General features: G+C 33.6%; 17 protein-coding genes and 1 pseudogene. 13 read left to right on the top strand and 5 right to left on the bottom strand.

The features are described 5' to 3' along the window. Positions 1–17: 17 nt before the first annotated feature. Positions 18–1,223 (bottom strand): MDR family MFS transporter, encoded by a 1,206-nt coding sequence (locus HRG09_RS09325; protein WP_174100533.1) that lies wholly within the window; start codon positions 1,221–1,223, stop codon positions 18–20. Positions 1,224–1,271: 48 nt separating this feature from the next. Between HRG09_RS09325 and HRG09_RS09320 the strand changes: the two genes are divergently transcribed. The 5 genes from HRG09_RS09320 to HRG09_RS09300 all read left to right on the top strand — a co-directional run bounded on the left by HRG09_RS09320 (position 1,272) and on the right by HRG09_RS09300 (position 6,845). Continuing rightward, the gene (locus HRG09_RS09320; RefSeq protein ID WP_174100532.1) at positions 1,272–3,062 is read left to right on the top strand and encodes an ABC transporter substrate-binding protein; all 1,791 of its coding nucleotides are present in this window, start codon (positions 1,272–1,274) and stop codon (positions 3,060–3,062) included. Between the two features lie 158 nt (positions 3,063–3,220). After that, positions 3,221–3,844, top strand: coding sequence for a YhbD family protein (locus tag HRG09_RS09315; protein ID WP_174100531.1), 624 nt, complete (start codon positions 3,221–3,223; stop codon positions 3,842–3,844). Positions 3,845–3,857: 13 nt separating this feature from the next. Continuing rightward, positions 3,858–4,568 carry a polymer-forming cytoskeletal protein gene (locus tag HRG09_RS09310; RefSeq protein ID WP_174100530.1) on the top strand — a complete coding sequence of 237 codons (711 nt, stop codon included), beginning with the start codon at positions 3,858–3,860 and terminating at the stop codon, positions 4,566–4,568. Positions 4,569–4,593: 25 nt separating this feature from the next. Next, positions 4,594–5,301 (top strand): polymer-forming cytoskeletal protein, encoded by a 708-nt coding sequence (locus HRG09_RS09305; RefSeq protein ID WP_174100529.1) that lies wholly within the window; start codon positions 4,594–4,596, stop codon positions 5,299–5,301. A 23-nt stretch (positions 5,302–5,324) separates the two neighbouring features. After that, on the top strand, positions 5,325–6,845 hold the full coding sequence (locus tag HRG09_RS09300; protein ID WP_174100528.1) for an MDR family MFS transporter: 1,521 nt from the start codon (positions 5,325–5,327) through the stop codon (positions 6,843–6,845). Between the two features lie 152 nt (positions 6,846–6,997). Here HRG09_RS09300 and HRG09_RS09295 read toward each other — a convergent pair whose 3' ends face one another. Next, entirely contained in the window at positions 6,998–7,318 is a 321-nt protein-coding gene (locus HRG09_RS09295) for a hypothetical protein (RefSeq protein ID WP_001062726.1), read from the bottom strand. A gap of 122 nt (positions 7,319–7,440) precedes the next feature. Next, complete coding sequence (locus tag HRG09_RS09290; RefSeq protein WP_174100527.1) at positions 7,441–7,872, bottom strand: GNAT family N-acetyltransferase; 432 nt, start codon at positions 7,870–7,872, stop codon at positions 7,441–7,443. Between the two features lie 241 nt (positions 7,873–8,113). On the opposite strand from HRG09_RS09290, the gene HRG09_RS09285 reads away from it, so the two are divergent. Beyond that, the gene (locus tag HRG09_RS09285) at positions 8,114–8,974 is read left to right on the top strand and encodes a DegV family protein (protein WP_174100526.1); all 861 of its coding nucleotides are present in this window, start codon (positions 8,114–8,116) and stop codon (positions 8,972–8,974) included. Positions 8,975–9,094: 120 nt separating this feature from the next. Here HRG09_RS09285 and HRG09_RS09280 read toward each other — a convergent pair whose 3' ends face one another. Continuing rightward, positions 9,095–9,298 (bottom strand): hypothetical protein, encoded by a 204-nt coding sequence (locus HRG09_RS09280; RefSeq protein ID WP_174100525.1) that lies wholly within the window; start codon positions 9,296–9,298, stop codon positions 9,095–9,097. A 487-nt stretch (positions 9,299–9,785) separates the two neighbouring features. Between HRG09_RS09280 and HRG09_RS09275 the strand changes: the two are divergent. From HRG09_RS09275 to HRG09_RS09265, 3 genes and pseudogenes are all read left to right on the top strand, one after another. After that, positions 9,786–11,041, top strand: a pseudogene (locus HRG09_RS09275) (helix-turn-helix domain-containing protein). 394 nt (positions 11,042–11,435) lie between these two features. Next, the gene (locus HRG09_RS09270) at positions 11,436–12,857 is read left to right on the top strand and encodes a zinc dependent phospholipase C family protein (protein WP_174100524.1); all 1,422 of its coding nucleotides are present in this window, start codon (positions 11,436–11,438) and stop codon (positions 12,855–12,857) included. Positions 12,858–12,971: 114 nt separating this feature from the next. Next, the gene (locus HRG09_RS09265) at positions 12,972–13,808 is read left to right on the top strand and encodes an endonuclease I family protein (RefSeq protein ID WP_174100523.1); all 837 of its coding nucleotides are present in this window, start codon (positions 12,972–12,974) and stop codon (positions 13,806–13,808) included. Positions 13,809–13,881: 73 nt separating this feature from the next. Here HRG09_RS09265 and HRG09_RS09260 read toward each other — a convergent pair whose 3' ends face one another. After that, positions 13,882–14,316, bottom strand: coding sequence for an Lrp/AsnC family transcriptional regulator (locus HRG09_RS09260; RefSeq protein ID WP_174100522.1), 435 nt, complete (start codon positions 14,314–14,316; stop codon positions 13,882–13,884). A gap of 142 nt (positions 14,317–14,458) precedes the next feature. Here HRG09_RS09260 and HRG09_RS09255 point away from each other — a divergent pair, with 142 nt between their 5' ends. The 4 genes from HRG09_RS09255 to HRG09_RS09240 all read left to right on the top strand — a co-directional run bounded on the left by HRG09_RS09255 (position 14,459) and on the right by HRG09_RS09240 (position 19,053). Next, positions 14,459–15,739 (top strand): APC family permease, encoded by a 1,281-nt coding sequence (locus HRG09_RS09255; protein WP_174100521.1) that lies wholly within the window; start codon positions 14,459–14,461, stop codon positions 15,737–15,739. A gap of 135 nt (positions 15,740–15,874) precedes the next feature. Next, on the top strand, positions 15,875–17,515 hold the full coding sequence (locus tag HRG09_RS09250) for a M3 family metallopeptidase (protein WP_174100520.1): 1,641 nt from the start codon (positions 15,875–15,877) through the stop codon (positions 17,513–17,515). A gap of 44 nt (positions 17,516–17,559) precedes the next feature. Then, on the top strand, positions 17,560–18,312 hold the full coding sequence (locus tag HRG09_RS09245; RefSeq protein ID WP_174100519.1) for a WecB/TagA/CpsF family glycosyltransferase: 753 nt from the start codon (positions 17,560–17,562) through the stop codon (positions 18,310–18,312). 39 nt (positions 18,313–18,351) lie between these two features. Next, entirely contained in the window at positions 18,352–19,053 is a 702-nt protein-coding gene (locus tag HRG09_RS09240; protein WP_174100518.1) for a 5'-methylthioadenosine/adenosylhomocysteine nucleosidase, read from the top strand. The last annotated feature ends 29 nt before the right edge of the window (positions 19,054–19,082 follow it).

Raw genomic sequence — 19,082 nt, 5'->3', positions numbered from 1 at the left:
AGAAGAAAGAGCTGTCTTTATAAAGACAGCTCTTTTGCTTTGTTACGTTCTACGGAAGAAACAAAATAAGTTTGTATGATTCCACCAATGATTAATAAGCAGGCACAAATATAAAATAGGGTACTGCCGTTTACATGACCTAATATCATTGCTCCAATAACTGGACCGCATGTTCGAGAAATGTCCCAGTGTATCCCGTAAATAGAAAAATACAATCCACGCATATGACTCGGTGCGATTCCTGAAACAAATCGAAGTAGATGATTTAAAGCAATACTTTCCCCAATTGTAAGGAAAAGTAATGTAAAGAAGAGTGACAATAATGTTGTGGAATAACCATAACCGATGGCTGCCAATGTATAAAAAATATATGAAATAACGATTATTTTTGGCATGGAAAATCGTTCAGACCATTTGACGAGACCGACTTGTAGTAGGATTTCCATAATTGCTCTGCAAGTTGAAATGAATGCGAGAACGAATAAGAAATTTGGAAATATATTCTCTGCAAATACACGATAATTCGTTTCAGTTTGCGCATAGAAAAAGCTAATCGGAAGAGTAGATATCATAAGTCCAAATACAGCATAATGTTTAAAAATAAATTCCTTTCTTGTTGTGACTTGTGTTGATTTTTGAGCTGTTTGAATGTTTGGCGCTGTTTCGGGAAGCTGCGTCCATACGAGAATGGCATATAGCAGGAGAGTCATAGCTTGAATCATAAATAAGTATTCAGGGTGACTATCATAAATAAAGGCGCTAATGAACGGACCAATTACAGCTCCGACTGCTCCCACTGATTGAAGAACAGCAAATATTTCTGCTTGTTGCTCTGGCGCAGTTAAGTCTGCAATTTGAGCACGCTGAGCAGGAATATATAAGGAGCGGCCGATACCATTTAGTACATATAGCAAAGCGAAAAAGGGTACTGATGCAGCAAAAACAAATCCGCCTATTGCAATTGCTTGGATGAATAATCCAAGTAACATAATTTTCTTTCTGCCATAGCGATCTGTTACACCTCCAGCAATGATTGTGAACACAATATCAGAAAGAGGTTGCAAGCCAAAGAGAAGCATCGTCAAGATGACATTTCCTTCTAAAGCTTTATTCACATGTACAATAAAAATTATCGCTAACATCGCCTCAGTTGTTCTTGTTAACAATTCACCTAGTAGTCGAATCCAAATCGGTTTACTATAACGTTTTATAAGATGATTCATTCTTTATTTCCTCCTCTCTATATGGAAATCTTAAGATAGAAGCAAGGAATGAAAAAGGGTAGAATGAAAGAGTGGGATTTTTCACCTTTTAGGGGGATGAATATGGTTATTTTAGATCAGTACGTTCAGCTTTGGATCCGGTATGGAAAAGGGATACCAGAGGGAGAAAAAATAGAAATAACATTACAAAATATATCTGAAACATTGTTTTGTACGGATAGAAACAGTAAATTTATTATTAAAAAATTAGAAGAGCTAGGATGGGTTTGTTGGTCTCCAGGACGCGGGAGAGGGAATCGATCAAAGGTATCGTTTCAAAAAGATCCAACTTCCTTAATTTTAGAAAAGGGGAAAGAAATAACGAAACAGGGGGATGTAAAAGGTGGAAAAGAATTTGTTGAACAATATATGGAGTATTTTCCAATGTTGCAAAAGCAATTCCAAACTTGGATAAATTCAATATTTGGTTATCAAATTGAAATGACGAATCAAGGTAGACAAGATGTACTTCGTTTACAAGTTGAAATGCGTCCGAAGATTCTTTTGGATCCTATGTATGCTACAATGCGTTCAGAATGTCATATGGTGAAACATGTATACGACACACTTGTATATGTGAACGAGAGTACCAATGTAATAGAGCCGAGACTTGCGTTTCATTGGGAGTATAATGACGACCAAAAAATGTGGACTTTTTATTTGCGTAAAGGTGTGCAATTTCATAATGGTAAACGTTTCACAGCTCATGATGTTGCCTACTCATTCAATAGATTTATGAATACGGAGGATAATCCGTACCTGTGGATGTTGCAACATGTTGAAAGAATTCATATTGTAAATGAACATATTGTGGAGGTTTACTTATATACAGAAAATAAGTTGTTATTACATATTTTAGGTGCAGAACAGTGTTCTATTGTAACAGAAGATGAAGAAGGGAATGTAAGTGGAACAGGGCCATTTAAACTACGAGAAAATAATGATTCTATCTTTGTATTAGAAGTACATAATTCATACTTTCGTGAACGACCCTTTCTTGATCGAATTGAACTTTGGAATGTACCGAAAAGTACGGATGAGTATGACGTTTCGATGAAAGCCGAGCATAAAGAGATAGAGAACCCTCATAAAGAACTTTCTAAAATGGAATCTAACGTAACGTATGTTACGTTAAATACTAAAAAACAAGGACCTTTGCAAAATAGTACATTTAGGCAAGCATTATATAGAATAATTCATAGTAATAAAATAATAGACGAGTTAGAGGGAGAACGCGGTGAGGGAGCAGATGAATTATTACTAGGAAATCGTGCAACTTGGAGCATAAATGAGGATGTGAACACTCTTCTACAAAAGAGCGAATATAGTGGCGAAGTATTATACTTGTATACGTTTAAAGAACAAGATCATGTGGAAGATTCTAAGTGGATTCAAAAAAAATGTGCAAAGTATGGAATTACAATTGAAATACATTTTCTCGATGCACTGGAATTATTACGAGTGGAAACAATGGAACAAGCGGATTTAATTCATGATAGTGCGACAATTAGTGAACAAATAGAACTAAGTTTTCTACAAATGTTTCTTGCGAAAAATAGTTTTATAAATCAGCATAGCTCTCTAGACTTTCATGAACAATTACATGCGTACTTTATTGAACCTAATTTAGAAAATCGAATGACATTGTTACGCGATGTGGAGGACACATTGTTACGTAACATTCATATTATTCCTTTATATCGTAATAAACAACACATAAGTACACATGAAAAAGTACAAAATATAAGAATTAACTCTCAAGGCTGGATTGATTTTTATAATATATGGTTTAAACCCTGATATAAAAGGGCTCTTTCGGTATTTAATGGAGTACGAAAGGGCCTTTTTGTATGGAATAAAAGTTTGACTTTGAACATTGTTACGCATATTTTTATAAACGCCCATTTACATCGTAACAGTGTTATGTTACATTGATGTCAGGAAGGAGTGTTATACAGTTGAGTACAGATTTAATTTCAAAAAAAGATTTATTGGAACTGACTGGTATTTCATACGGGCAATTATATAGGTGGAAACGAAAGAATTTAATACCGGAAGATTGGTTTGTGCGAAAATCGACTTTTACAGGGCAAGAAACATTTTTTCCGAAAGAAAAAATATTAGAGCGCATTGATAAAATTCAAACGATGAAAGAAGACCTTTCGCTTGATGAACTAGCAAATATGTTTTCACCAAGTGTATCTGAGATTTCTTTAACGAAAGAAGACGTCATCCGAAAAGGAATTGCTTCAGAACCGGTTGTGCAATTTTTTATAGAACAAACGAATAAACAGGCAGAATTTCAGTTTGCTGCTATTCTTTATGTATTTATTTTAGAGAAATTGCTTCAATCTGGAGAAATTAGCTTGGAAGAAGGCAAGATGATACTGCAAGTACTTCACGAACATTATGAAATCATGAAACAAAAGAATAGCGAATTAGTTGTGGTTCGAAAGCTTGGTGTTTCTACATGTTTCTTAGTTTCAAATGTAGATGATTTACTTTTTGAAAAAGGAACAAAGATAGTCGTACGTTTAGCAATCATGCAATATACAGAAGCATTAAAATCGAAACTATTGTAGTGGGGGAAAAATGATGCGATCAGAAAAATTAATTATAAATGGTTACGGTTCTTCTAACGGTGGGGAATTTCATAAAGTACAATTAAACGGAAAAGGAACTGTGAACGGGAATGTTGAATGTGACAGCTTTGAATGTAACGGTTCTGGTAGTGTAAATGGTGATTTAAAAAGCAAGAGCGCAAAAATTAGTGGATCTGGTAAAGTTGACGGTACAGTAAGCGCTGAAAATATGCGAATTGATGGAAAAGCAACGATTACAAAAGATGTAACGGCTGACGATTTAAAAATTGCTGGTAAAGGAACAATTGGTGGTACTTTGAAAGGTGAAGAGCTTAAAATCCGCGGGCAATCGACTATTGACGGTAATTGTGAAGTAGATATCTTTTCGTCAGAAGGACAGTTTACAATTGGAGGCTTACTAAGTGCCGATGAAATTGACATCGATATTCATGGTACATGTAGAGCAAAAGAAATAGGTGGTCAAACAATTAAAGTAAGGCATAGAGCGACAGCATTTAGTAGACTTTTTAACACCGTGTTTGGGTCGCACTTAGAAGCTGAATTGTTAGAAGGTGACAATATTGATATTGATCACGTACAAATCAAAACAGTAAGAGGTAACAATGTTACGGTAGGCCCGAATTGTGAGATTGGACTGATTGAATATACAGGGGTTCTTCATGTGGATAAGAATGCGAAAGTAAAAGAAATTCAACAAGTTTAATTTTTGGGGGAAGTGAGGAGTAGATATGGAAAATCAGCATAGTCTCACTGTGAACGGATCAGGTAGTTCAGCAGGTGGAGCTTATAATAAAGTGAAAATCCGTGGTGAAGGAACGATTTCTAACCATGTTAGTTGTAATGAATTTAAGACGTATGGAACGAGTGATGTTTGCGGTGATATGAAGGCAAAAAATTATGTCGTCTATGGAGAAAGTGAAGTAGAAGGAAATATACAGTCAGAATATGTGAAAGTGTATGGGAATGCGCAAGTACAAGGTAATGGCCACGTTGAGAAGATGAAAGTGAGAGGTATGTTTGAAGTCAAAGGCAGATTATCTGGAAATGTTGTAGATATTAAAGGGGCTTTACATGTGAAGGAGGACATTGAAGTAGAAGAGTTATTACTAACAGGGGGACTTGAAAGTGAAGGTCTATTAAATGCAGAAAACATTCATATCATACTCTGTTTTGAAGGAAGTAAAGTGCGAGAAATAGGTGGTAAAAAGATTACGGTACGAAAAAAAGCTAGATTTATTCCTTTCACAAGTCATACTGGCAATCTTCAAACATCAATTATCGAAGGGGACGACATTTATTTAGAACACACAATAGCTGAAATAGTAAGAGGGAATAATGTTACAATTGGACCTGGCTGTGAAATCAGTGTTGTGGAATATCATACGAGTTTTAATCAAAAAGGAAAATCAGTTGTAAAAGAACATAAACAAATATAGGTGTAAGAGGAAGAGCAAGATATATGGTTGCGAAGAATAGTAAACTTGGCTTTGTAGTTTCCGGTTTATTGCTAGGCATTTTAATGGCATCAATGGATAATACCATCGTTGTTACAGCGATGGGAACGATTGTTGGTGATTTAGGCGGACTAGAAAACTTTGTCTGGGTCGTATCCGCCTATATGGTAGCGGAAATGGCAGGGATGCCGATTTTCGGAAAGCTATCAGATATGTATGGGAGAAAGAAATTCTTTATTTTTGGTTTAATTGTTTTTATGGTTGGTTCTGCACTTTGTGGTACATCAGAAAATATTACGCAGTTAGGTATTTATCGTGCGATTCAAGGTATTGGCGGCGGAGCACTTGTTCCGATTGCATTTACGATTGTATTTGATATCTTTCCGCCCGAAAAACGTGGGAAAATGGGTGGATTGTTTGGAGCGGTGTTTGGATTATCTAGCATTTTCGGTCCGTTACTTGGTGCATATATTACAGACTATATTAGCTGGCACTGGGTGTTTTATATTAACTTACCGCTAGGGATTCTATCACTTATTTTTATTGTATTCTTTTATAAAGAATCACGCGTTCACCAAAAACAAAAGATCGATTGGTTTGGTGCAATTACACTCGTTGGTGCAGTCGTTTGTTTCATGTTTGCATTAGAACTTGGTGGACAGAAATATGATTGGGATTCTACTTTTATTTTAAGCTTATTTGCAGCATTTGCTATTTTAATCATTATGTTTATTTTTATTGAAAGAAAAGCGGAAGAACCTATCATATCGTTTGAAATGTTTAAACAGCGTTTATTTGGGATGAGTACAATTATCGCTTTATGTTACGGAGCAGCGTTTATGTCAGCGACTGTCTATATTCCGTTATTTATTCAAGGCGTATATGGCGGATCCGCGACGAATTCCGGCCTATTACTATTACCAATGATGTTAGGGTCAGTTGTTACAGCGCAGCTAGGTGGATTTTTAACATCAAAGTTAAGATATCGTAATATTATGATGATTTCAGCTGTGATTATGTTAGGTGGATTGTTCTTATTAAGCACATTAACACCAGAAACAAGCCGTGTATGGTTAACTATGTATATGATTATTATCGGTTTTGGCGTAGGTTTCTCGTTCTCCGTATTAAGTATGGCGGCAATCCATAATTTTGGTATGAACCAAAGAGGATCAGCAACTTCAACGAGTAACTTTATTCGCTCATTAGGAATGACACTTGGAATTACAGTCTTTGGTATGATTCAAAGAACAGGTTTTCAAGATAAATTAGAAGAAGCATTTACAGGAATGGGAAGTGGAATGAATAGCAACGCCATAGGAGATGCAAGAGCAATCCTTTCAGAAGGGGCAAGATCTCAACTTCCACCGCAAGTATTAGATAAAATTATTGAAGCTCTTTCGAGTTCTATCGTTCATACATTTATGTGGGCACTCGTTCCTGCTGGTTTAGCATTCATATTTATTTTCTTTATGGGTAACGAGAAAATGGTATATAAGAAAGAACAAGAGAGTGGAAAAGCATAAAAGATGAAAAACAAGAGTCAACGGACTCTTGTTTTTTTGTTGCTAGTTGTCGGAGCGTTGATAAAATTGTATGTATTCATTCATCAGTAAATCACAGCATAAAAAACTCCTTTCTAAATGAGAAAGGAGTTTTTCGTATGTAACACTATAAATTAGCCTTCAATTACTTCGTATTCTTCGTCCGCTAATAATAAGATTTGTGTTTTTTTACCTTTGTTTTGAACTTCAATTACATCGTATGTACCTAGATCTCTTACTTTATTTTGAGAAACATTCACCATTACTTCAATAGAATCGATTAAAATATCTTCTTCGATATATGATTCAGGCAATGCCATATCCTCAGTATCTAATACACATGTGTAAAGAGTTTGTAAATGTTCAGCAGTTGGATTTTCTTCTTGAACATCAATAATGTCTTTTACTGTTTCCATATGTTCTTCTTTTGCTTGATATACTTTAATTTTAGCCATTGTTTCATTCTCCTTTATAACATAGTCGTAGAGGCTACAATCCATTATAACGTTTTTTGATGAAAACATGAAATTGTTTCCTATATGAAATTAAACTTGATTGGTGAGGGTTGATTAAAGTTTTATAACTTAAACAATAAAACATTTTTATCATATTCCTGTAAGCACCATTTATATTTAGCCAGGATAGCAGTTGGAACAGTCTCTTGATTAATATTAACTTCTTTAAAACCATATCTTTTATAAAAAGTTTCCAACTCTTCAAAAGGGATGCAATAAATATTAGGTATATTGGATTGCTTCGCTTCGTTTACTAAGAAAGAAACGAGATCTCCAGCTAATTTATAACCTCTGTATTTGGGAAGGATGTAAATACCACCCATCTCTATCGTATTATGATCAATATATACTAAACGTCCTAACCCTGCATATTCTCCGTTGTACGTTATAATCGCAACTTTATCCTTTTTTAAGTCACTTGGCACAAATCCCGCGTCTTCATATTGACAATTAATCCATTCTAAATCTTCTAATGAAGCAAACTTGATTCCCATAAAAATACACCCCTTGAAAAGTTCTGATATTTTCATTATATAGGTGATAATGTGATTTGTAATAAAATAATCGTTTCGTATCTCCATATAAATCATGTTGAAAAGAAGTTCATTTCTTGCTATCTCATGCATAGAATAGTCTAATAATACTTTCTATTTCTTCACAAGTGTTTTACGTATATAATTTAAAGGTAATTATTTTTATTTTCGTATACTTAATAATAGAATAGAGGTTTAAAAAATGAGTGTTAAAATCATTACGGATAGTGCGGCCGATTTACCAAAAGAATTGCTGCAAACTTACGATATTGATTTGATTCCACTCCGTGTATATGATGAAGCAGAAACAGAGTATTTAGACGGAGGAACATTAGAATCGACTCAATTGTTGCAAAAGATGAGAGAAGGCGAAGCGTACAAAACATCGCTGCCATCATTAGAAACATTTCAAGAAAAGTTTACTACATATGCGAAGCTAGGTAACCCTTGTATATATTTAGCTTTTTCATCCGAACTTTCAGGTACATACCAATCTTCGGTTGTTATTAAAGAAGAGGTTAAAGAAGAATATTCAGATCTTGATTTAGAAATTATTGATACAAAATGTGCCTCGCTAGGTCAAGGGCTTGTAGTAATAGAAGCTGCGAAAATGGCTAAAGAGGGCGCATCAAAAGAAGAAATTTTGAACCGAATTACTTTTCTAACAAAACATATGGAGCATATCTTTACGGTAGCTGACCTGCAGTATCTTGTAAGAGGTGGTCGCTTAAGTAAAGTAGCTGGGTTTATCGGTGGCTTATTAAATATTAAGCCGATCTTAAATGTAGAAGAAGGTAAACTTGTACCGCTTGAAAAAGTAAGAGGTAGAAAGAAAGTTTTAGGCCGAATCGTTGATATTATGGAAGAACGTGGTAAAGAACTGAAGGGGCAAACAATTGGAATCACACATGGTGATGATTTAGAAACTGCGAATGCATTAAAAACACTAATCACGGAAAGATTTGGTTGTGACGTGTTTATTGTAAATACAATTGGAGCAGCAATTGGTGCTCATACAGGACCAGGCGTTTTAACATTGTTCTTCTTAAATGAGGTAGAGTAAAGGATTGATCTTTTGATCAATCCTTTTTTGTTATGCAGGTAAGAATATAGATAATTTAAATAGTATAACATGTTATCTTGCAAAAAAAGCACTTGAGATCCATCCCCAAGTGCTTTTTTATTATTCATTTATTTGCTTTTTAATAGGTAAAAAGCTGCAAAGGAAAGTAGTGAGAACTAGTCCGAAAGAAACTCTCTCAGGCGTATCAATCACTAAACCGTTATTCCACTGATAGATAAAGGATACTAGTATTAAAAGGATAACAAATCCTGCAGCATATCTTACTATTTTTCGTACCTTTCTGTCATGTGTTCTCCAAATCATATTCATCCCTCTTTCTTATTTAATAAATATTTTTGATTTCAATAATCGATAAACTGTAGTTGATAAAATAATTATTATTTTATCTGTTACGTTTTTAAAATTTTATTGTGAATAGGTAATAGACTGTCCATATACAATAGGATAGTGCGATAAATTGAATACCAATTTATTGTATGAAATTTATTCATCATATTTGTGTGAAAAAATAAGTGCAAGCTGCTAGGGATATGATAAAAATAACAATTGTTTCTATTTGTTTTTTAATTTTTTCTAGCAAGTTTATCGTACTTAAAATATAAACCTTGGTTTATGTTAATAACAAGTAGTAAAATTCCACGAAAAAAATAGTGAAAAAATTAGCTTTTTTACCAATTTTTTTAACAAGTGGATAAAAATTATAGAATTACAACAGTACAATTAAAATAGAGTACATCAGTATATAAAAAGTTGTTTCATTATTGAGAATGTTTAAATAAGGGGCGAAAACATGCAAATCGGGGAAAGAATCCGTCAAATTCGTATACATAAGGGGTTTACTCGTATCAGGAATATGCTCTATCGCTTATTTAAGTAGAATAGAAAATGGACAAATTAAACCATCTTCTTCTTTTTTACAAAAGATTTCTCAAAAGCTGAATGTTGATAGTGATTTTTTAATAGAGGGAAGAAGTGAAGGGATAGAATCTAATATTCTTAAAATATGTGATACATATAAAAAAAATGAAAGTATCAGTGAAACTGAACTACCTTCGTTAGAGTTGTATGTTCGTGATACAGATTCGATACCATTATTACTAAAAGTCTGTGGAGTTCTTATATACTATCATGCCCGAAATCATAATGTATTATATGTAACACCATTTGTAGAACAGGCATCACAAGTGATTCCAGATCAAGTAGAAACACAAGATACGGAAGATTATATATTATTTAATGGCTAGAGGGCTATACTTTTTAAATAAAGGAGACTATATTATAGCATATGAAATTTACAAGAAGATAGAAAATATGCTTGGTTCTGAAGAAATGGTGCAACATGCTCATATATATTACAACATAAGTCAAGTACGTATGCACCTTTATAAAGATCAAAGTATTAGTCGCATGTATGCCAAAAAAGCCTATAAATTGTATGGGAAATTTAATAAAGAACATGAAAAAATACATGTGCTAATCAATCTTGCGATGCAATATAACAAGGATAAACTACAAGAACAAGCCATTGAATCTTTGAAACAAGCAGAAAATGAAGCGAAGACAAATAACAATCCTTTGAATGTATGTTTGATTGCATATAATTACGGGAAAATTTATCAAGGCTTGAAAGAGTATGCAAATGCGATTTCATATTATGAAAAAAGTTTAGAGCTGAGTGACTATCTCCCGCGAACAGCTGATAAGGTGTATATACTACGGAATTTAATAGAAATTTATATGGAGCGAAAAGACTGGCAAACTGTTAATAAACTGATAGATGATGCATTTGATATTCTATCTACTTGTGATATACCTTATGCACATGTTCAACTCTATGGATTTAAAGCCCAAATATCTAAACTAAGGGGAAATGATGATAGTTTTGAGAAAAATATGGAAAAAGAAATTGAAATAGGGCTAGAAAAAAGGCAATATTCTTTAGTTCGAGAGTTGGCTCTTGAACTAGGAAACTATCTCTATGATAGTCGTGCATATAAACGATCTGCAAAATATTTTAAAATAGCAGCCGAAAATGTATTAAATTAAAAATAGCATTTGATTCACTGAAGGTAGAGGGGAGCAGATATGCAAATTGAATTTCGTATACATAAAGGAATGATACAAGGTGAACTCCTATTAGGAATATGCTCTGTCGCTTATTTAAGTAGAATACTGAAATGAAATGGTTTCTTAGCTAAGGTGTCAGAAGATTGAAAATGAGAGTAACTCTCGTTTTTAATATTCTGTTTTCTGTTTCGTTGTATAGAAATTTTTATTGTGAACTGTTTCCTTTTTAGCTAGTAATCAAATATGTATAATTGCATAAAAAAATCGAAATATATAAGTTATTATTAAACTACATTTTTAATGTAGAAGGATATTTTTACTTCAAAGTGAAATCGTTTACGTTATCGATGAAATTAAGGTTTAGGAGAATCGTATGAAAAAGAAATTATGTACACTGGCTCTGGTCACGGCGATAGCTTCTGGTACTGTGGTAATCCCAGCAGAAGCACAAGCTTGTGGAATAGGAGAAGTAATGAAACAGGAGAATCAAGAGCATAAACGTGTGAAGAGATGGTCTGCAGAGCATCCGCATCACCCTAATGAAAGTACGCATTTATGGATTGCACGAAATGCGATTCAAATTATGAGTCGTAATCAAGATAAGACGGTTCAAGAAAATGAATTGCAATTTTTAAATACTCCTGAATATAAGGAGTTATTTGAAAGAGGTCTTTATGACGCTGATTACCTTGATGAGTTTAACGATGGAGGTACAGGTACAATCGGTATTGATGGGCTAATTAGGGGAGGATGGAAATCTCATTTCTACGATCCTGATACGAGAAAGAACTATAAAGGGGAAGAAGAGCCAACAGCCCTCTCGCAAGGAGATAAATATTTTAAATTAGCAGGTGAATACTTTAAGAAGGGTGATCAAAAACAAGCTTTTTATTATTTAGGTGTTGCAACGCATTACTTTACAGATGCGACCCAACCAATGCATGCCGCTAATTTTACAGCTGTCGATATGAGTGCCTTAAAGTTTCATAGCGCCTTTGAAAATTATGTGACGACAATTCATACACAATTTGAAGTGAAGGATGACAAGGGAACATATAATTTAGTCGATTCTAATGATCCGAAACAGTGGATACATGAAACCGCTAAACTTGCTAAGGCAGAAATTATGAATATTACTAATGATAATATTAAAACTCAATACAATAAAGGAAACAATGCTCTTTGGCAACAAGAAGTCATGCCAGCTGTTCAGAGGAGTTTAGAAAAAGCGCAAAGAAATACAGCGGGATTTATTCATTTATGGTTTAAAACATACGTTGGCAAAACTGCTGCTGAAGATATTGAAAATACGGTAGTAAAAGATTCTAAAGGAGAAGCAATACAAGAAAATAAAAAATACTTCATTGTGCCGAGTGAGTTTTCAAATAGAGGTTTGACCTTTGAAGTGTATGCGAGGAATGACTATGCACTATTATCTAATTACGTAGACGATAATAAAGTTCATGGTACGCCAGTTCAGTTTTTATTTGATAAAGAGAATAACGGTATGCTTCATAGGGGAGAAAGTGTACTGCTGAAAATGACGCAATCAAATTATGATAATTACGTATTTCTAAACTACTCTAACATGACAAACTGGGTACATCTTGCAAAACAAAAAACAAATACTGCACAGTTTAAAGTGTATCCAAATCCGAATAACCCATCTGAATATTATCTATATACAGATGGATACCCAGTAAATTATCAAGAAAATGGAAAAGAGAAAAGCTGGATAGTGTTAGGAAAGAAAACGGAAAAACCAAAAACATGGAAATTTATACAGGCTGAATAGGATTTTCTATCATATAGAAAAAAATGTGTATGTAGTTTTAAAATATTTCATGTGTTTAGAAAGAATTGTTTTCGTTCATTAGTTAAGATTAAATTTTAAAGGGGATATGTGTATATGGTGTTCCGAAATCCAAAACTTGCTATTTTTACTATTTCTTCATTTTTTATTTTAGGTTCTTCATCCCTATCATTTACAGATACCGTATACGGTGCAGGAGCTTCTTCGTCTTCAAAAGTAAATCAAGGGGTAATCGAAACTAATTATGATGATACATATTATAATAGCGCGAAGGGGAGAACGGGTTCAGAGTTAAAAAAAGAACTTCATACTATTATTGATAATCATACAAAGATATCATACAGTGCGGTTTGGGAAGCACTAAGAGATACTGACGAAGATCCAAATAATAAAAATAATGTACTTCTTTTATATACAGGACGTTCGCAAGGGAAATTTACAAATGGTTCAGGAGTAGATAATTGGAACCGAGAGCATGTTTGGGCAAAATCCCACGGTGATTTTGGCACGGCTGCAGGACCTGGAACGGATCTGCATCATTTAAGAGCCACGGATGTATCTGTAAATAGCTCACGCGGGAATTTGGATTTTGATAATGGCGGTGTGAATCATTCAGAAGCGACAGAATGTAAATACGATAATGATTCTTGGGAACCTCGTGATAGTGTGAAAGGTGACATTGCTAGAATGTTGTTTTACATGGCTGTTCGTTATGAAGGAGATAACGGTGAAATAGATTTAGAACTGAATGAAAAAGTGAATAACAATAAAGATCCGTATATGGGGAAACTATCAGTCTTACTAAAATGGAATGAACAAGACCCAGTTGATGATTTTGAACGAAATCGCAATGAAATTATCTATACAAAGTATCAACATAACCGAAATCCATTTATTGATCATCCTGAATGGGTAAATGAGATTTGGAAATAAACAAGTAAAGTCATGGTTTTATAAAAATTTAAAGTAGAAAGGAGTGGTCCTTATGACCACTCCTTTCTTATATTTATTCTACAATAATTGGTCTATAAGGGATTGGTGAGGAGAGTATCATAGAGGTTTTCACGGTACCAAATGGGATTACAATATCGATTAATGATTCTAATTCTTTCATTGATTGCACAGCTACTTTTAAGTAATAGCTACTTTCTCCCGTTACTCGGTGACATTCAAGTATTCTATGTTCGTTGTATATTTTCTCTTCGAATTTTTTACAGGGGATTTTTAAGTTTTCTATTCTTAAAAACGCTTGAATGCCTTTGCCAACTGCATCAGCAGAAATACGTGCTGTATATTTTTCGATTATCCCTGCATCATGTAATCGTTTGAGTCTTTCCGTAACACTAGGACGACTAAGGTGTAAATGTTCCGTCATTTCTTTAATCGTCATTCTGGCGTCTTCTTGTAAAAGTAAAATTATTTTTTTATCGATTTCATCCATAATATGTACTCCTTTACGAAAGTGAAAATAAATAACTAAAATACCTTCATAATATAAAGTTTAGAAAAAAACTATGTTCATTTTTGAATATAAAATAGATAAATAACTTTCTATAATTTAAATATAAATGGGGGTGCATAGAATGTCTAATGATTTTAAAGAAACGATTTCTATTCGAAAGGGAACTGCTTTATATGTAGGAGCAGTTTTAGGATCAGGAATTCTTATTTTACCAGGTATGACAGCTAGTATAGCGGGGGAAGATGCTATTATTTCTTGGTTTATAATGATTTTGCTTAGTATCCCGCTTGCGTTTACGTTTGCCTTTTTATCTATTGAGTATCCTAGTGCAGGTGGAATTGCAACATTTTCTGAAAAAGCTTTTGGGAAAAATGTTGGAGCTATAATAGGTTGGTGTTTTTTTATTGCTGGAAGTGTTGGGCAAATTATCGTGTCTCTAACAGGCGGGATGTATATTACTAAAGTCTTCGATTTCCCTGCTTACTTTGCATATGTAATTGCTTTTCTTATATTAAGTACAGCTATTTGTTCAAATTTCTTTGGATTGCAAATGAGTGGAGTATTTCAAGTGTGTATAAGCGTATTAACTTTTCTTATTTTATTCATAACCATTGTTTGCTCATTACCTACTATTGAAATGAAGAATATGAATATGAAGGTTTCAGTAAATAATATACAACCTATTTTACATGCGTCATTATTAATTTTTTGGTCTTTTTTTGGATGGGAAGCAATTTCAAGTTTAGCACCAGAATTTAAATCTCCAAGAAAAAGGAATATCATTTTTTCTACAGGAGTTGCTATTATGATTATTGGATTTTTATATGTAGGCATTGCCGTTTCAGTAATTGGTACGAAATCATATTCTACAGAATCTGATAATAGTACTGCTCTAGTAATCGTTATCAAAGATATATTAGGTGACCAATTTGCATGGTTAGTTGGATTAGTAGCTTTCATGATTTGCTTAGGTACAACAAATGCATTTATAGCAAGTATGAGTCGGCTTGGTTATTCTTTAGGAAAAGAAGGATTTGCACCTAAGTATCTTGGATATTTAAATAATAAAAGGAATACACCGACATATGCCTTAATGACAGTTGGATTCATCGCAGTAACAGGGATTTTCATAAGTTTTATTTTTCATATTAACCTAGATAAATTAGTATTAATCCCTAATTCGTTAGGAATTGTTACGTATATCGTAGGTACTGCAGCAGGAATCAGACTGATAAAGAATAGAATAGGAAAGTTATTTTCTGTAATAGCATTTACATGTTGCATAATGGTATACCCGTTTATTGGTGATGTAATTGCCATTCCGATTGTAGTTGCGTTGATGTGTTTAATGTATCTATACATACCCAAAAGAAGAGGCAGTAAATGCACGCTATATAAATAAGAAGAAATAGAAAAGGAAAATAAAATACTTGCATAAAAGTCGGAATATTTCAAGATATTAAAATTAAAATAATTCGTATATAATTAGCTAATGAATGCATGGTTGTAAGTATCTGTAAAAGCAGGAGGCTATAAAATGAATCAAATCATCAATCATCCAACGCGGTGGGATTTGGAAAGATTATATCCTGAAACAAAAGACCCTATGTTTTCTACAGAAAAAGAGAAAATTGAGCAATTAATAGCAACATATAAAGAAAATCGAGACTCAGCAATCCTTTCAAGAATTATACAAAGTATTGAAAAGGCAGAGTATTACTTCTACTGTCTTTCTACTGAACAAGTAGATGAATCTACAGTTGTTTTACCACATACAAAAATAAATGATTTGAAAACTGAAGTTCGTTTAGTACTACAAGAAGCGAATTGTGAAAAAAGTAACTTTTCCGAATATCAAAATATCAACTTTATAGAAAACGAATTAAAAGCTTGGGAAGACATGTACATACAATTACGAAATAAATTAGAAATACATAATAATAATGAAGTACTTTCATTTGGAAAAGCAAATTATCTTGCGATGAATGCTGAAACTCATCATGAAAGATTATCAGTATTTTCTTCTTTTACTAAGGCACTAGAAAAAGAGAAAACAGTATTTGCTAACGTGCTTAATCAAATGGGGAGATTGCGTAATATAAAAAGTAACCTGCTGCAAGAAAAGGGAGTCTTGTCACAATCTCTTCAAGCAAACGGTATCTCTAAAAATGCATTATTGGAAATGTGGGATGCTATTGAAGGGAATCTGGAAAAGTTATCGAGTGTTATAGCGTTTCATAAAAGTAATAAAGAGATATTTACTTGGCATGATTTGATGACATTAGAAGAAAATAATCAGATTGAAATCCCTTTTTCACTAGCAGTAAAGGATATATACGATGCTTTAAAGAGTATTGATGAAGAATTAGCACAATTTGCACAGCGCGCGATTATAGATGGTTGGGTAGATGCTGAGCCAAGAGATAATAAGCCTCCTAGTGGATTTTGCGCTCCTTTTTTAAGCGAAGGAGAGTCTCGAATTTCATTACGGTATGATGGAACAATTGATAGTGTAAGAGTATTAGCGCATGAATTAGGACATGCATGGCATTTTTATGTAATGTGCCATGAGCAGTCTACCGCATTTTTGGATGATTATCTTCCAATGAGTATGGCTGAGTCAGCATCCATTTTCTTTGAAATGGTACTTGTAGATTACTTAGTTAAAACAGCAGAAAGTGAAATGCTGAGAAAATCATTGCTTAGCTGGAAAATCAGAAATAGCTTTAATTATGTAATGGCCATTCGAGCTTCATTTCAATTTGAACAAGCATTTTATGAAGAAAGTCAAAAGGGACCATTAAGTGCGGATGAATTAGAGAATTTATCTATACTCTCACAAAAAGCAGCTTATGGAAATTCTCTAACAGCATACCAACCTTTTGTTTGGATGAAGTATGGGCATTTTTATACAGCGAATGTTCCATTTTATAACTATCCATATACATTTGGTTATCTACTAAGTTTAGGATTACTAGAAATTGCAAAGCAAGAAGGTGGTGAGTTTCATTCAAAATATAAAAAATTCTTGTGTGAGACTGGAAAGCGCCCAGTCGAAGAGTTGGTGAAACAATATTTTTACATCGATCTTGCTGATCATGAGTTTTGGGAGAAAGCATTGCTTCAAATAAATCAGGATGTTGATGAGTATTTACAGCTTGTAAAAGAGGAAGTTTAATCCATTTATTATAAGAGAACACGTAGGGGAAGTGTATGTAAGAAATGGAACAACAATACATAAAAGGCATACCATTTTGTAACTTAGAGTATAAGAGAGTAATAGATTTATTAAAAAATTGGCTATCTGAAAAGGAACACAAACCAAAGTTTATTGTTACAGCGAATCCTGAAATTGTGATGTCTGCTAAAGAAACTTCAAATGAATCTGTACGTTTCAAAAATATTTTACTATCTGCGGATTTAATAACAGCAGATGGAATAGGTGTGATACTCGGTTCTAAAATTTTAAAGGGAACATTGAAAGAGCGTGTGACAGGTGCAGATTTAACCCATGACTTAATAGAACATTGTAATCAAAAGGGATACCGTGTGTTTCTTTTTGGTGCTGCACCTGAAAGTAATGAGAAAGCGTTAGAGAATTTAAAAATGCGTTTTCCACATGCTATTTTTGAAGGACAACATGGCTTTGTATATGAAAAGCAGATAGAAGAAGTTAAACTTCGAATTCAACAATTCGAACCACACTTACTATTGGTAGGGTTAGGATCTCCTAAGCAAGAGTTATTCATCTATGAAAATCTTCAAGAATTAAACATACCGTTATCTATTGGTATTGGAGGTATGATTGATATTTTATCTGGCACGGTAAAGCGCGCTCCAAAACTAATGAGGGATACTGGTACAGAGTGGTTATATAGATTAGTAACACAGCCTAAGAGAATAAAAAGGCAGCTTATCCTTCCAAAATTTTTAGTATCCGTTATGGCTGAGAGAGTCCGGAAAAGTGTTCAGTGACTTAAACTTTATATATAATCGAGAAGAGGTAAATGACAAATGAAAAAAATCGGTATTATTGGAGCAATGCAAATTGAAATAGACTTACTTTTAGAAAAGCTAGAGGTTCAAGAGGAATTTACGATTGCCAAAATGCCTTTTTATCGAGGGATTTTCATGGATAAAGAGATTATTCTTACAAGGTGTGGTGTTGGAAAGGTGAATGCTGCTTCATGTGCACAAACTTTAATAAACAAATTCGAAGTAGATTGTATGATTAATACAGGTGTTGCAGGTGGATTATATACAGGTATGAAAGTTGGAGATCTCGTAATTTCTACGAATGTTACACATCATGATGTAGATAAAGGACAAATGAAAAATTTATTTCCGTTTCAAGAAACGTTCATTGCAAATAAGGAATTGAGAGAACTAGCATTACAATCATGTAATACAATTGGACTAGAAGGAAACGTTTATAAGGGAAGAATTGTTAGCGGGGAATGCTTTGTAGAAAGTACGCAGCTGAAAGAGAAATTAATTGCTGAATACTCGCCGCATTGTGTAGAGATGGAAGGTTCGGCGATTGGTCATGCTGCGTATATAAATGATGTACCATTTCTTGTCATTCGATGTATTTCTGATACTGCAGATGATGAGGCAACTATATCTTATGAAAGCTTTGCAAAAGTTGCAGCGAATCAATCTTCGAGGGTTATTATTGAAATAATTAAGAATATGAAAAGTAATATAGTAGTGTGATAGGAATGAAAAAAGGACTTCTTTTAAAT

Source organism: Bacillus sp. Xin1, from assembly GCF_013314535.1.
Classification (GTDB): Bacteria; Bacillota; Bacilli; order Bacillales; family Bacillaceae_G; genus Bacillus_A.
Note: the sequence above shows the minus strand (reverse complement) of the source record. Positions and strands in the feature narration are given on the sequence as shown.